At 38.6% G+C, this 15588-nt stretch carries 10 protein-coding genes; 6 read left to right on the top strand and 4 right to left on the bottom strand.

Features of this window, described 5'->3' with window-relative positions; translation table 11 throughout:
• Positions 1-87: 87 nt before the first annotated feature.
• Genes AAGF08_RS14030 through AAGF08_RS14020 form a run of 3 tightly spaced genes read left to right on the top strand, consistent with a single transcriptional unit; the run spans position 88 to position 6697 of the window.
• Entirely contained in the window at positions 88-4425 is a 4338-nt protein-coding gene (locus AAGF08_RS14030) for a CusA/CzcA family heavy metal efflux RND transporter (protein WP_343511865.1), read from the top strand.
• Positions 4425-5585, top strand: coding sequence for an efflux RND transporter periplasmic adaptor subunit (locus AAGF08_RS14025; protein WP_343511864.1), 1161 nt, complete (start codon positions 4425-4427; stop codon positions 5583-5585). Before AAGF08_RS14030 ends, AAGF08_RS14025 begins: the two co-directional genes overlap by 1 nt.
• Before the next feature lie 17 nt (positions 5586-5602).
• Entirely contained in the window at positions 5603-6697 is a 1095-nt protein-coding gene (locus tag AAGF08_RS14020) for a phosphoglyceromutase (RefSeq protein WP_343511863.1), read from the top strand.
• Between the two features lie 36 nt (positions 6698-6733).
• Here AAGF08_RS14020 and AAGF08_RS14015 read toward each other — a convergent pair whose 3' ends face one another.
• From AAGF08_RS14015 to AAGF08_RS14000, 4 genes are all read right to left on the bottom strand, one after another.
• On the bottom strand, positions 6734-7012 hold the full coding sequence (locus AAGF08_RS14015) for a VOC family protein (RefSeq protein WP_343511862.1): 279 nt from the start codon (positions 7010-7012) through the stop codon (positions 6734-6736).
• On the bottom strand, positions 6976-7170 hold the full coding sequence (locus AAGF08_RS14010) for a hypothetical protein (RefSeq protein ID WP_343511861.1): 195 nt from the start codon (positions 7168-7170) through the stop codon (positions 6976-6978). Before AAGF08_RS14010 ends, AAGF08_RS14015 begins: the two co-directional genes overlap by 37 nt.
• A 31-nt stretch (positions 7171-7201) precedes the next feature.
• On the bottom strand, positions 7202-7999 hold the full coding sequence (locus AAGF08_RS14005) for a hypothetical protein (protein WP_343511860.1): 798 nt from the start codon (positions 7997-7999) through the stop codon (positions 7202-7204).
• A 231-nt stretch (positions 8000-8230) separates the two neighbouring features.
• Positions 8231-9025, bottom strand: coding sequence for a M23 family metallopeptidase (locus AAGF08_RS14000; RefSeq protein ID WP_343511859.1), 795 nt, complete (start codon positions 9023-9025; stop codon positions 8231-8233).
• 394 nt (positions 9026-9419) lie between these two features.
• On the opposite strand from AAGF08_RS14000, the gene AAGF08_RS13995 reads away from it, so the two are divergent.
• Genes AAGF08_RS13995 through AAGF08_RS13985 form a run of 3 tightly spaced genes read left to right on the top strand, consistent with a single transcriptional unit; the run spans position 9420 to position 15571 of the window.
• Complete coding sequence (locus tag AAGF08_RS13995) at positions 9420-9950, top strand: hypothetical protein (RefSeq protein ID WP_343511858.1); 531 nt, start codon at positions 9420-9422, stop codon at positions 9948-9950.
• 12 nt (positions 9951-9962) lie between these two features.
• The gene (locus AAGF08_RS13990; RefSeq protein WP_343511857.1) at positions 9963-11210 is read left to right on the top strand and encodes a M91 family zinc metallopeptidase; all 1248 of its coding nucleotides are present in this window, start codon (positions 9963-9965) and stop codon (positions 11208-11210) included.
• Between the two features lie 32 nt (positions 11211-11242).
• Positions 11243-15571, top strand: coding sequence for a hypothetical protein (locus tag AAGF08_RS13985; RefSeq protein WP_343511856.1), 4329 nt, complete (start codon positions 11243-11245; stop codon positions 15569-15571).
• Positions 15572-15588 lie beyond the last annotated feature (17 nt).

Below are 15588 nucleotides of genomic sequence, written 5' to 3'. Positions count from 1 at the left end.
ATTTCGCATATTTAAGGTAATCTTAAGGTTTTAATAAGCATGCTCTCTTAATTATTATAGATTTTTGTCTAATTACTAGTTGATTCTATGTTAGACAAAATTATTCATTGGAGCATAAATAATAAGCTCATCATTTTTCTTATCATCATTGGATGGATTGGTTTTGGAATCTATTCCCTGATGAACCTCCCCATTGGTGCTGTTCCAGATGTAACCAATAATCAAGTTCAGGTAATCACCACTTCCAGAAACTTAGCAACAGAAGATGTCGAAAAGTATTTAACCTATCCGGTTGAGCTGGAAATGGCAAATCTTCCCGGTGTAAAGGAAATCCGTTCCGTCTCCAAATTTGGCTTATCCGTTGTAACGATCGTTTTTGAAGATGACCTGGGGACCTACCTACCAAGACAGCTGATTGCAGAAAGAATAAAAATTGCACAGGAAAGTATTCCCCAAGGATTTGGTCAGCCCTTCATGGGTCCAATCACAACGGGTTTGGGAGAGATTTACCAATATGTAGTAGATGTAGCCCCTGGATATGAAAATGAATACTCCATCACAGATTTAAGAACTATTCAGGACTGGATTGTAAGACGGCAATTGTCTGGAATCGAAGGGGTAGTAGAAGTGAATACCTGGGGAGGATTTTTAAAGCAATACGAAGTTTCCATCAACCCTGAGAGATTGAGAGGGATGAGAATTGGTTTGTCTGATGTATTTCGGGCATTGCAGCAAAACAATTCAATTGCAGGTGGTGGATATATAGAGAAAACCAATGAGAGTTTTTTCATTAGAGGGGAAGGCTTGGTCACAAGCTTAGAGGATATCGGAAATATCGTAATAGAGTCTAGAAATGGCACTCCTGTTTACATAAGAGATATAGCAGAAGTAGGATTTGGCCATGCCAACCGCTTTGGTGCAATAACTGGAAATGGGGAAGGAGAAAAAGTTCTCGGTCAGGTGATGATGCTTAAAGGGGCTGATTCTAAAGCAACTATTGACCGGGTTAAAGAGAGGCTTGAAGAAATGAAGCTAAGTCTACCTGAGGGAATTATTATCAATGGTTTTCTTGATCGATCTGAATTGGTAGGAAGAACCACGGCAACCATCTCCCAAAACTTGATCGAAGGTTGTTTGATCGTAGTATTTGTAGTGGTTTTGCTCCTGGGGAATCTTCGGTCTGGCTTAGTTGTAGCCTCTGTAATCCCACTTAGTTTACTTTTTGCGCTGTCTATGATGTATATCTTCGGGGTTGATGCAAATCTGATGAGTCTTGGTGCCATAGATTTCGGGATTATCATTGATGGTGCTGTAATCATTGTGGAATTTATTGCATACAGATTTACCCAGATCCATCATAATTTTGCTGGTTTAGGTAAAAATGAAATTCAACAAGAAAAGGATAAGGTAGCCTTACATGGTGCGTCAAAAATGATGCATTCAGCTATTTTTGGTCAGATTATCATCATCATTGTTTTTATCCCTATTCTCTCACTTTCTGGAGTAGAAGGGAAAATGTTTCGGCCAATGGCTGAGGTGTTCAGTTTTGCTTTAATCGGAGCAATGATTTTAGGACTAACTTATGTGCCTGTAGCGTCTGCAATGTTTCTGAAGACCACACCTCCTGGACCAAAAAATATATCAACTATACTGATTCGGAATGTAAATAAGGTTTATGAACCTTCGATTAAATGGGCGCTTGACCATGCTAAAATCGTACTTGGAACAGCTTTCACCTTGCTTGTTGCAACGGTCTTTTTGTTTTCAACGATGGGATCCGAGTTTGTTCCAACATTGGATGAAGGGGATTTTGTAATTCAACCTGTCTTGAAGACCGGAACTACCCTGACCAATACCGTGGAAACCATGACACAGATTGAAAAAATCTTAAAGAAATTCCCTGAAGTGAATCAGGTGGTGACAAGAATAGGTGCTGCTGAAATTCCCACTGATCCTATGTCTATGGAAGAAACAGATGTCATTGTGACTTTGATTCCACCTGATGAATGGACGACAGTTGAAACCAAAGATGAATTGGCTGATGAGTTTAAAGAGGCATTAAGCATTATTCCGGGCCTTGATTTTGAGTTTACACAGCCGATTGAGATGAGATTCAATGAACTTATTACTGGGGTTAGGGCAGATTTGGCAATCAAAGTTTTTGGAGAGGATTTGGATCAATTACTCAAAACAGGACAGGAAATTGAAGCAGCTATCCAAGGTGTGGAAGGGGCTGCGGATATTACCATTGAGAAAGTAGACGGGTTACCTCAAATGAAGATTGAATACAATCGAAGTAAAATAGCAAAATATGGATTGAATATTTCTGAGCTAAATGATATCGTGACAATGGGCTTTGCCGGAGCTACCGCAGGGACTGTTTTTGAAGGTGAAAGGCAGTTTGACCTAGTTGTTAGATTTGAGAAAGATTTTAGAAAAGATATTTCGAATCTCGAACAAGCATCAATTTTACTTCCAAGTGGAGGTAGTGTTCCTTTGGGTGAGTTGGCAAAAATTTCCTATACAAAAGGTCCAGCTAAAATTTCAAGGGACGATACACAGCGAAGAATAGTAGTGGGCGTAAATGTGAGAAATCGGGATCTCCAGTCAGTGGTAGATGATATTCAGGAGATTGTCAGAACGCAGATAAATATCCCCGAAGGATATAGAGTAGATTATGGAGGACAATTTGAAAACCTCCAACAAGCAAGAGATAGATTAATGATAGCAGTTCCAATAGCTTTATTTTTGATTTTTGTCATGCTGTATTTTGCTTTTTCTTCGGCAAAAGATGCCTTGATGATTTATTCAGCAATACCACTATCTGCCATTGGAGGGGTACTGCTTTTATGGATTAGAGATCTACCATTTAGTATTTCTGCTGGAGTCGGTTTTATAGCCTTGTTCGGCATTGCGGTATTGAACGGGATTGTATTGATAGAACATTTTAAATCTATGGAATCAAAATTTTCTGACATCAAGCAGTTGGTACTTATTGGTGCCAAAGAGAGACTTAGACCTGTATTGTTAACCGCATCCGCAGCAGCTCTAGGCTTTTTACCCATGGCAATTTCCGAGTCCGCAGGAGCGGAAGTTCAAAGGCCGCTGGCCACTGTGGTAATTGGAGGTCTGATTTCTGCGACGGTTTTGACCTTGGTCGTATTGCCTGTGCTTTACGTATTATTCAAAGGAGGAGCAAAGCTTTCTTTTTCTAAAGCGAAAAAAGTTGGTTTAAGTATTTTGATTCTCTTTTTCTTAGGGAATGTAACGGTGTTATTTGCTCAAGATCAAACTAGCAAGATCACCTTGGATGAGGCTCTTACAATTGCAATAGAAAAGAACTTGAATTACCAAGCTGCTTCAAAAGGGTTGGAAGCAGCAACAGTAAGAACAGGGGCAGGTTGGGATCTCGCCAAAACACAGATTTATTTTTCTCGGGATGAAAATGATATTGCCGAAAATGGTTTTGCTAACAACAAGTGGGGAATTAGTCAAAACATTGCTTTCCCTTCCTTGTATTCAGCTCAGAAAAATGTCCTGCAAGATCAGGTTGCAATGCTTGAAAACCAATTAAATCTTCAAGAGCGCACACTTAAAGGACAAGTTAGCAAGGCCTACATCACAGCAGTTCACTGGAAAGAAGTAGAAGCCCATTATTCCAAATTAGATAGTTTGTACAAAGCCTTTGCTTCGGCCAGTAATCGAAGGTTTGAATTAGGCGAAACCAATTATTTGGAAAAATTGACAGCTTCTGGAAAGCAAAGAGAAATTGCTTTGAAATTGACAGAAGCAAATCAAAATTACCGGGTAGCGATAGAAGATTTGAAAACTCAATTAAACTGGGAAGGGGACTTACAAATAGTGCCTACGGAAATAGAGATGGAGGAAGAAATCACCTTTGAAACAGAGTCACATCCAGGTGTCAACTATTATCAAAATGCATTGATTCAGGCCGAGCATCAAGTTCAGGTGGAAAAAAGAAAGCTATTGCCAGATATTCAGATTGATGTTTTTAGAGGGTCTAATAGTTACCCAAATTCCAAAATATACCCTGGGATCCATGGTGGAATTACCGTCCCATTGTTTTTTGGAGCACAAAGATCTCAAGTCAGAGCCAGTGAGTTTCAAAGGGGAATGATGGAGTTGGAAGCAATGAGCTATGAGAATAATTTGAATTCCCGATATAATCAAACGCAATATAAGCTGGATCAAAACTCTGAAGTAATTCGATATTATCAAGAGGAAGGAAAAGAGCTTGCCACTCAACTGATGGAGCAGGCCCAGCGATCTTACCAAGAAGGAGAAATAGATTTCCTTCAATATGTGCAGCTTATGGAGAATTCAATGAATATCACGCTTCAGTATTTGCAAAGCAGATATAATTATCAAATCAATATTTTAGAAATTAATTACCTCATCAACTGATGGAAGCTATAAAATCAAAAATTTACGCAACGCTACTACTATCATTGAGCTTTGCAACGCTAATCGGATGTAGTTCTAATTCGGATGAAAGTGGGAATTCTATTGAGGTTCAGTCTATGGAATCTGATCCAAATCAAATTATTCTTACCGAAGATCAATTTGAGGCTATGGAAATGAAGTGGGGTGGAATTGTGTTAAAAACTTTCTCCCAAGAGGTGAAAGTACAAGGAGAGATAAAAATTCCAGTTGAAGGGATGCAGGATATCACGCCATTTTACGGAGGTTATGTTAGCGGATTAAAACTGATAGAAGGGCAGCAAATTCGTAAAGGAGAAGTTCTGTTTTATTTGGAAAGCCCTGAGTTTGTAAAATTGCAACAAGATTATTTGGAGGCTTCCAGCCAACTGAATTATTTAAAGGAGGAATTTGAAAGACAGAAGACTTTATACTCAGAGAAAATAGCTTCCCAAAAAGGATATTTAAAAGCTGAGTCAGAATATAAGACAACCTTGGCAAGAGCTGAAAGCCTTAAAAAACAATTGGGGATGATTCATGTGAATACCGATAATTTGACGGCTGAGAATATTAAAGAAAAAGTCCCAATTATTTCTCCGATTTCAGGATTTGTTGAATCAATTTTTACCGTACCAGGGGCATTCTTGCCCTCTGCTTCAAAAGCAGCAACGCTCATTAATACCAATCATATGCACATTGAATTGAGCGTTTTTGAAAAGGATGCAATGAATGTGAAAGAAGGACAGCTGGTAAGTTTCACGATGCCCGATATGCCAGGACAAGAATTTGCTGCAGAAGTTCATGTGGTTGGAAAAGCAATCAGCGAAGAAAGGTTTGTCCCTATCCACGCACATTTATTAGATGAAAGTCTTGAAGATAAATTAGTGCCGGGAATGTTTTTGGAAGCAAAAATAAAATTAGAGCCACAAGAGGGATGGTCTTTACCTGCTTCAGCAATTGTTGAGTCAGATGGAATTCCCTATGTTTTGATTCAAAGAGGCAACAACAATGGAAGCTTTCAACTAACCAAAGTGGAAGTTAAATTGGGAAGGCAGAATGATGAGGAGGTCGAAATCTATCCCAATCAAAATTTGGATGAAAATTCTAAGATTCTTGTGAAAGGCGCATTTACATTACTACCTTAAGTTTGAAAATCAATGAAATGAAAATTATAAAAATTAGCCTTATTCTTTCCTTTGGGTTTTTATTTCTTGCTGGATCTGTACATGCTCAGGAAAATAAAACAGAAAATGTGATCTTAATTACCTTCGATGGGATGAGATGGCAAGAAGTGTTCACTGGTGCTGATTCCTTGCTGGTGGATGATACAGGAATGATTGAAACACCTGGCTCTTTATTGCCTGATTTTTGGGATGATGATCCGCTAGTTAGAAGAGAAAAATTACTTCCATTTTTCTGGAATACGCTAGCGAAAGAGGGTCAAATATACGGGAATCGTGCCTATGGAAACTTCGTTAATAACCAAAACACCATGTGGTTTTCCTATCCGGGGTATAATGAATTTCTGAGTGGATTTGCAGATGATGAGCGGATCACGAGTAACGATAAGATAAACAACCCGAACAAAACAATGCTGGAGCATTTGAATGAAATCCCAGCTTACAAAGGGAGAGTTTTAGCTTTTGGGTCTTGGGATGTATTCCCTTTTATCATCAATGAAACAAGAAGCGGGATTCCGGTAAATGCCGGTTTTGCGAAAGCAGAAGGTGATCAGCTTACTGAAAAGGAACAATTACTGAATCGCATGCAAGATGAAATCAGAGGTCCTTGGGGAGGGGTTAGATTAGATCCTTTTACGCATCATTATGCAATGGAAGCTTTGAAAACCAAAAAGCCAAAGGTGCTATATATCTCTTATGGAGAAACAGATGATTGGGCGCATGAAAATCATTACGATCAATACATCTGGTCAGCCAAGCAAACGGATGCTTATATCAAAGAGATCTGGGATTTTATCCAATCTGATCCTCAATACAAGGAGAAAACAACCTTGATTATTGGTGTGGATCATGGTCGAGGAACAAGCAAAATCAGTTGGAGAGGACATGGATCTTCCATTCCGGAGGCAGGAGAAATTTGGCTTGCTGCGATAGGACCGGATACTCCTGCTCTGGGAGAAATGAAAATGAAAGGGCAGTGGCAAACTGCGATGGTTGCTAGAACTGTTTTCAAATTACTTGGTTTGGAGTATCCAGATGACAAGGCTGCTCCTGTGATTGAGGGAATGATCAGATAAAAAAATAAGCCTCGTGGAGACATGAGGCTTATTTTTTTAAGGTTTTCCACTGAATTTTGGATCAAAATCAATCATCCATTCAATTCCAAATTTATCCCGGGACATGCCGAAATAGGAGCCCCAAGGGCTATTGTCCATGGGGACTTCCACAGATCCTCCTGCTGAAAGCGCATTGAATAATCGATCGGCTTCCTCTTTGCTTTCTGCGCTGATGGAGATTTTGGAGCGGTTTTCCATTTCATTGACCTTGCCCATAAATTCGGGAACGTCATTTCCCATTAGGATATTTCCGCCGATAGGAAGTGCGATATGCATGATTTTGTCTCTTCCTTTTCTGAAATGGGATGCTCCGAACTTGGCATATCCTTAAATCGCATAATGTTTGCGAATTCTCCACCAAATGCAGCTTTGTAAAAATTAAATGCTTCCTCAGCATTTCCATTGAAGTTGATGTAGGGGTTTATTAGAGCCATGATTTTTATGTTAGTTTCTTGTATTTCAAACCTAGCAATTCAAATACAAATAGGAGGGGAATAACGCGTCAAAAATAGGATGTTTCACGTCAGAAGCTGGTTTTAAAATATCCAATCCGAAAGGATTCACAGCGTTTTTATAAGGACTTTCAAAAGATGTCCATTCCGTCGTTGTTAGTTCCTTCGCATCAATGTTCATTGGAGTAAACCGGACCTTGTAATTTCCATCTTTGTTGAATTTGAATGCACCTGCGCAGATCCCATGTCCTACCTGCAATTTTCCTTGCCATTCAGTAAGGATAATAATATTTGAACTTTTGGATTGCTCGTCATAGACTTCAGCTCTATACCATATTTCGGATTCAGAACCATGATGGGGTTGGAAGATGGCATTTGCCTCAGGCCCTTCGGCAGAATATTCCACATTTGTCTTCTCAAATTCTAAGTTTATACCGGATTTTAATATGTCAGATTCTCTTTGAGTAACTTCCCAAGCTACCCTTTCATTTTCACCTATTTCAGTATTGTATCTGGTTAAGTTACTTAAGTTGAACCCTCCTTGAATTTCTGTAAATTTCAAAAAGTACTTTTTACGAAGTTTTAATTTTTTGGAAGGTCTGAAAACTGCTTGCGTTAATCCTCTTTGTCCTTCTAAAAATTCTTTTAGTACCAATTCAACCATTTCTCCATTCTCAGATTCTAAAAATGGAATTCTATCATACTGAAAAGAGTAAATTATTATTTGACCAAAGCTGTAACCTTCCACAATTATTAATGGACTTTGGCTGATCGTATTTTTTTTGGGCAGTAGGATATTCCGCCTATGCATTCAGCCTCTGATTGATGAATTGAAAAAAATAAAAGGAATGCTAAGAGGAATTTTTTTATTTCAATTTTTAAAGTTTCAAGCATTAAGATAAACAGTGTACTTAACCTTAGCTAAGAGACGTTTATTGAATATTCCACCTACTGCATTTTAAGTAAATGAAAATAATTCTTAGTTTAAATAAAAAGTGAGGTTTATTAAAAAAAAGTCTTCCAGAAAGATTGGAAGATCCGATTAATCCCATGGTGGGTTATTTTTCCAAAGTGGAGAATTAAAGTTTGGACCACATTCTCCAGCCCAAGGATCAATCAGTTCATAATACCCTGTTCCCCAAACTTCAAAATGTAAGTGAGGTCCGGAGGAATTCCCTGCGCTCCCTACTTCTCCAATCTTTTGCCCTTGTGAAACCATTTCTCCGGGCTTTACTGTGATTGAATTTGTTTTAAAATGATCGTACCGGGTAGCAAAAACACCTGGGATACCAGGGTGCATGATGACCACAACATTTCCTCCATCAAAACACCAGAAACAGCCATATTCTCCAGTTTGACAATAATTTCCCACTTCTGTACAAACCCTATATCCGTTAGATTGTCCAGGAATGGCCCATCCTGAAGGAGGAGAATCGCAATCTGGATGATTATCGGGACATTTATCGTATTTCCCATCAAATACCCATTGAACAATACCATCTGCCGCGGCATAGACATCAATACCTGCCTCCATCTGTTCAGAGTTGATTCCAATATCCGTTCCTTGATGCCCTATGTATCCGGGTTCTTGACAGTCAAAAGCAAGACCTGTATTATTGATGTCTGGGTAACCAAGGTTTGTACAAGTTTTTCCGGGAATACAATCAATCGGCCAGATTAGTTTGCTTTCTATTTTTTCTGGAGGATCAGGCTTTTGGTCACTATCACTATTATTGGAATCACAAGCAAAAATTATAGCTGATAGTAAAAGAATCAATAAGCTTCGAAGAGAATCATGTTTTAAAAAAATGGAACAATAATTTACATCAAATCGCATAGCTTCAAAAAATTTGATATTTAATTGAAATTATACTAAGTATAAAAGCTATAGGAAGATAATGAATTTTGATTTCTTTAATAAGTTATTTACATCAAATTTTACAGCGAAGCGATAATAGTCCTACTCATATTTCTTCATTGGTTTATAAATTTTTCTTTTACAAGTTTAATAAAGCCATTGCTGGAGATTCATGGAATTGACAACGTCCCTTTCGAATAAATTTCTATATTTTTTATAAATGGTTCAATTTCAAGCAATTAAATAGATAAAATTTCTGTCTTAATACAAAAAATAATATTGCTAATCGAAAAAGAAGTAGTAAGTTACTTCAGCATATTTTTTAATAAGCAACTAAGCATTAGCTGAATACCTCACAAATCTTACCGCAAACATGTCTACTAAAACAAATAAATCTGCAAATGAGCTAAAAGAATTAAGCGCTTTGCTTCGCAGGTTAGACCAGATTTTGGAACGAACTCAACAGGTGGTCAAACAAGAAAGAAAAACTCGTCCAACTTCGGAAGCAACTCTTAAAGCTGAAATTAATAGCCTCATTGCAACCAAAGCACAACTAAACAATAAAATCAATAGGCTCAAAAAAATATGTGCAAAGAGAAAGGAAGAGATTAAAGATTGGCAAGAGCATTTTTCCAATGTACCTGACCTTGAAAAGCCAATAGCTAAACAGCAACTGAATATAGAAGTCTCTCGAAGACTGAAAGAAATTTCAGATAAAGAAGAAGAGATTGGAAGACTTTATTTAGAACATAATCCATTGGTTGGAGAGATTGAATTCAAGAAAATTCAGTTGGAGGCTTTTTATGCCGGAGCCCATTTACTTCCTATCGAAGAAGACCCACGCATTAAAGAAATTCTAATGAAAAAGGAAAGGGTATTATCACAAATCAACAAACTTACTTAAAGTAAATAGGCCATGGGGAATTTTTTAGTATCAAATCGAACACGCACCAGACAAAATCATGTTCGTAACGATGTGGTAATTGGCGGACCAATTATTCCAAATTCTAATAAGCAATATTACAAGCTTTGGGAACCAAATAATCAGGCACTTTGGAATGCGAATTTTGATGAATTACCTATTAATCCGGTAGGGATCAAAGGAATTGTGATTGTAGTGAACAAGAATAGCTTTTCGGAAAAAATGTTTATGGATAATTTTTCTCCCTTGAGCGCTTTTAAACCAGAAACACTTTATAGCCTTCCTAATGAAGTGACAACTACAATAGCTGATATTGCGACTTTTTATAACAGTACCAATTTATTAATCAATAAAGCAGTTCAAGGGTATGTTCAATATGTTCAAGATTGTCTAGACCTAATTTATAAAACTCAAAGCGGAAAAAAATTATTGGATTTTCTCAGAAATGGAGATGTTTTGATCACTATCAATCTTTCTGAACACGGCAATTCAGTGTCAAGCTTTGATACCAGATGTGACATTGCAAAAATACTTTTTGATACGAATCTTACCGTTGATGAATGTAATAGATTAAAAAAAGCTCTTCAGGAAGTGAGTCAAATAGCGGATGAAATAAAACGCTTTGATTGGTTTGCAGATCAAATTAACAAAGCTCCCTTACTTACTCATTTTGGAATTCAAGACCTTGATTCGGGTTTTCTTACAGCAAAAGCCAATAATTCCCCACAAAGCAATGTCAAAGTAAAGGCGGATGATTTGAGGAACTGGTTCACAAAGGGAAGTTTAGAAACCCGAAACACTAAATTTGGAGAGAAGTTTTTCGGAGCATTAGAAGTATCCAAACATACTTTTATACAGCAAGCGGTTACAATATTATTTTATAAACAGGCCCAAATTGGTATTAAGGCCGCATCGGCTGTTTCATTTAAAATCAAGAATTCGGGGCAAAATAAGAATAGGCCAGCAGCAATAGGTCTTGCTCATGAATTAGTTCATGCTTATTACAATGCAAACGGCATGCAGCCCGGTGTTGATGTCGATTCTGGTAGTACAGTTTTGTACGAAATGATTTGTGTAGGATTAGGTCCTTTGGATGTGGATAAGACAGAAAACAGCACCTATTTTTCAGAAAATAGATTTAGAAAAGAGTGGGCTAGTGTGAGAAATTCATTGGGGAACAACGACCCCTCTAATTCCTTGCCGACACCTAAAAGGACATCCTATATTCCCTCAACGACTTAATTTTTTCATTTTTCACTTAGCCAAAAAACAACATGACTCTTAAAGATCTTGCTTCTCAGCTAAAAGATGAAGCTCAAAATGGCATCCTTTCCTTTGATCAACTAACATTAATTGTCCCTCCAATTGGGACATTGCTTGAATACTACTCAGAAGCCCAATCTTTAACCCTAGGAGGTGTAGAAATTAGTTTTCATGTTGCTGAAAACACACTTGAACTTAAAGGTTCCTCTCCTTGGGCGACAGGACTCCCTCTGGATTTTAAAATGCTAATTACTGAGGTAAACAAGGTACTAATAGTTAATGTGGAGGTAGGGATGCCGGCTGATCATAAATTAGATATCCCGGGTCTATCCTGGTTTACGCTTTCAGAGGCGGGCCTATCCCTGGCAACTTTGGAGCCAAGTATAGAAAATGAATTATTGCATCGATATTATAAGGGTAGTCTGCATTGCACCATGCAGTTGGGAAACACTAAAATTCCTTTAACTGCTGAGTATTCAGGAGCATCCGAGCTTGTACTAGCTGCCGATTTAACAGATATACCGTTCCCCTCTCTTACTGATCTTGCTCAAGTTGTGGGAGGTCGAAATACAATCAGTATTCCTGAACAAATTGATGTCTTGGGCAATATTCAACTGAAAGAACTCGAGGTGACTACTTCCTCCTCTTTCGGTGCAAGCAAATTGGCCAATATTCGCTTCAGCTTTGGGACAAAAGAAGCATGGGAAATAGTACCTGGTGTATTTTCAATTGAGAAATTAATAGTAGAGATTAATGTGTCCCGTCCGCTGGACCTGAATAGGTCTTTTGTTGGCTTCATTCAGGGAGATATCAAAGTGGGGGAAGTAAATGCCATACTTACCGCTGAAAAAGGCTTTGAAGGAGATTGGGAATTAAAGGCAGAAATCCCCCGTATTGATTTCGGTAGCATTGCAACGCAGGCCTTGTCGGGGTTACCACTTCCTGCTCAATTGCCTGAAATATCTTTCGAAAACACAGCACTGACGATAATACCTTCTACGGGTGATTACCACTTTGTTTCTCAATCTGCAGCATCAAATACCTGGAAAATAGGGATTGGTAGTAGCAGTGACTTTGAAATAAAATCTCTTAAGCTACATGCAAGTAGAACGAATCATCAATTTGAAGGATTTCTGGAAGGAAAGTCTGAATTGTTTGGTACTGAGGTGATGGTTTCTGTGAAACTCGATGAGAACCTGACGATTCATTCCACTATTTCGTCCATCAACCTTTCATCCATAGCAGAGGAGTTATTAAAAACTGTGAAGCTTCCGGCTGACCTGCCAGATTTTAAATTTGAGAATATTGATTTCACTATTAATTCTACCACCGGTGAATTTATGCTGAGCGGCACTTCTACGAATGATTGGAAAATCCCCTTAGGAGTGACAGGATTGTTGATAGATACGGTAACACTATCCTTGAAGCGTGAAAAAGCTGCAAATAATAGGAAGGCTATTACTGGTACTTTGGGTGGAGAGGTGAGTATAGGTGGGGTCGAATTTAATTTAACTTTCAGCTTTCCCGGTGATTATAAGCTTGAGGCTACGGTAGCATCACTTTCACTTGGAGCAATTATTCAGGATTTGTGTGGGACAGATGCCCTGCAGGGTTTCCCTGCTCCAACCAATGTATTGAATCTATCATTAGAAGATGTAAAAATAGCTGCATCTCCAACTAAAAAATCCTTCTCTATTTCAGGGAGTTCATCTTTGGGAGCTGTGGAGGTACTTGTTAGTAAGGACAGAAGTGGGAAATGGGGCTTTGCCGTAGCAATTGCTCCAGCGGATGACTGGAAGTTTTCAAGTATTGATGCAAGCTTATCTGCACTCGATGATTTAGTCTTAAACGACACAGGGCTTGTGCTTTCCAGTATAGATACGAATAGTCTTCCTTTGAGTATTATTACCATTCCAGAAGGAAAAAAGATTACCCGAGGCCTTGTTTTAATTTCTGATTTAGACCTAAGCAACTTAGGAGTCGGAGATTTAGTGAATTTAGAATCTCTAAATGTCTCAGCGGCTATTGGTACCAAACCTTCTAATCTTATTTTAGAAGCAGATATGGGCGGTAGTTTTCAATTATCTGAGAACATTGCAATGGGCAATATGAGATTCCGTTTGCATCCCGCTCCAACCAATTTCTCTGTGGGAATTGCAGGTTCGGTAATGGCAAAGCTGGATGAAAGTGAGCTTGAATTTATCGGAACCATGAGCGTTGCTCCAATCAACAGAAGTGCTTCATTCGCGGCTACCATGTTGGGAGAGTGGAAAGAACCCTATGGGACAAAAGGATTTTCCATCGGTGATTTAGCGATTGAAATAGGAGTTGGAATTGTACCTCCACCAGCAGTAGCTGCACCAATTATCGGATTTGCCGGTACGGTGTCCATCGGTTCATTTAAGGGGAGTGTTGCTGTCAAATTGGATACTGTTATCCCAACAAAGAGCATGGTCTCTGCTGCATTTAATCAACTATTTCTAAAGGATATTATCCAACAGTTTTGTGATAGAAATGTCTATGGGAACATACCCCCTGAAATAAGGAACACCATTCTTGATATTGGCTTGGAAGATGTAGCCGTACATATTGTTCCCATGCCCACTCAGATAGGGGAGCTGTTTTATGAGGAGGGCTTTCGTTTTCAAGGGAATATGAATATAGGAGAGTTTAATGCTGAATTTCTTTTTGTTTTAGATTATACAAAAGGCTTCCGCATTTTCGCTCAGATGGATGAAATAAATATTGAGAATATTTTCATCATCTCTGGTTCAGGAGTCCAGCCAAAGCCTACTATCGATGTGAACCTTATGGTGGGGGAAAACCCGGGAATAGAGATTGCAGGTTCGATCTACTTATTGGGGATTTCATCTCAAGTCTACATTAATATTAATGATACTGGTTTTGAGTTCTTAATTGAGGGGAAAATTTTCAATCTTTTTGCGGCAAGTATCCAAGCTTCGGGTGGAAACCTGAAAGGGGGAGGTGATTTTTATCTGAAAGTGCAAATGCGTAATGATTTAGTAAGTTTTCTTCGCGAAGAAGCAGTTAAGGCAATTCAAAATGCGGCACAGGAGGCTACCAATAAAATCAATGATGCACAAAATGATATTCAATATGCAAGAAGCAAGATAGCTTCTATTCAACAGGAAATAGATAAAACCAGAGGGGATATTGTTAATGAAAGAGCAAAGAATACGAAGGCAGTTGAAAGCGCCCAGCGAGAGGTCACTAATGTAGAAAATGCGGTGCGGGAGCTGGATACTAAGATTGCAAATATGCGCAATACGGTAAAAGCTGAGAGAGCAAGAGACACGAAAAAGGTGAAAGAGGCTGAAAAAGCGGTTACCACCCTGCAGAACAAAGTAAAAGGCTTGGATACAAATATTACCAATATGCGAGCAGCGATTGCCAGAGAAAGGGCAAGTGATACCAAAAAATTGGTCGCTGCTCAAAATGAAATGACAAAAGCACAAAGGAGTGTTGATTCCCTTCAAAGAGAAATAAACAGTAGTTATTCACGGATAAATGAATTAAGGAGGAATATCAACAGTAAAAAGAAGTGGTATGATAATTCTCCTTGGTATAAAAAAAGCTACAGATGGGCTGAATATAGTGCATATGCAGCGGCCAAAGGGGCAGAGATCACAGCTCTATATACGAAAATTGGAGGTATTGAAGCAGCCAAGGTAACAGCAAAAGGGGGCTTAGAGGCTGCAAAGCTCGTAGTAAAAGGAATAGAGAGAGGAATTAATACCTTTCCTATAGATTCAGATCCTCGCATATTAAGTCTCTTTACTGCCAAGGAGGCAGCCAATCTATCTTTATCAGCAGCAAATGCAACCTTGAAAGCAGCCAGATCGGTCATAACAGCTTTCCCAATAGATGCTGATCCTCGGATTGTGGCCTTATTTACAGGTAAAACGACAACCTTAGGAACTTTGGAAATAGCTAAACAAACTTTAAGAACAGCAAAAGCACTTATCAATACCTTTCCAATTGATGCTGATCCCAGGATTTTGGCACTTTTTACAGCAAAAGAATCAGCGAATGCAACTCTTATTATTGCTAATGAATTCCTGGAGGGTATTGAAAATGCTGTGGGAGGAATGGCAACTGTCAGTACTTTTATTGTTGAGAAAGGGCTAGGAGGCTTGTTGGATGTGAAAAAAGCAATGTTTGAAGGGCAACTTAATGCCGTAAAAGGTGGGAGGGTAGCATTGGCTCTATCGTTGGAACTGATGGGAAAACCACATGATTTGATGCTTGCCTTTAATTTTCATAGTCCACTTTCCGGTGCTAAAGAATTGGGCGATAAATTATTGAAGATGATTGACTAAAACTGGTCTATTGATAC

The sequence above is a fragment of the Algoriphagus sp. SE2 genome (assembly GCF_039563885.1).
Classification (GTDB): domain Bacteria; phylum Bacteroidota; class Bacteroidia; order Cytophagales; family Cyclobacteriaceae; genus Algoriphagus.
The sequence above is the reverse complement of the archived record's forward strand: the minus strand, read 5'-3'. Positions and strand labels throughout refer to the sequence as shown.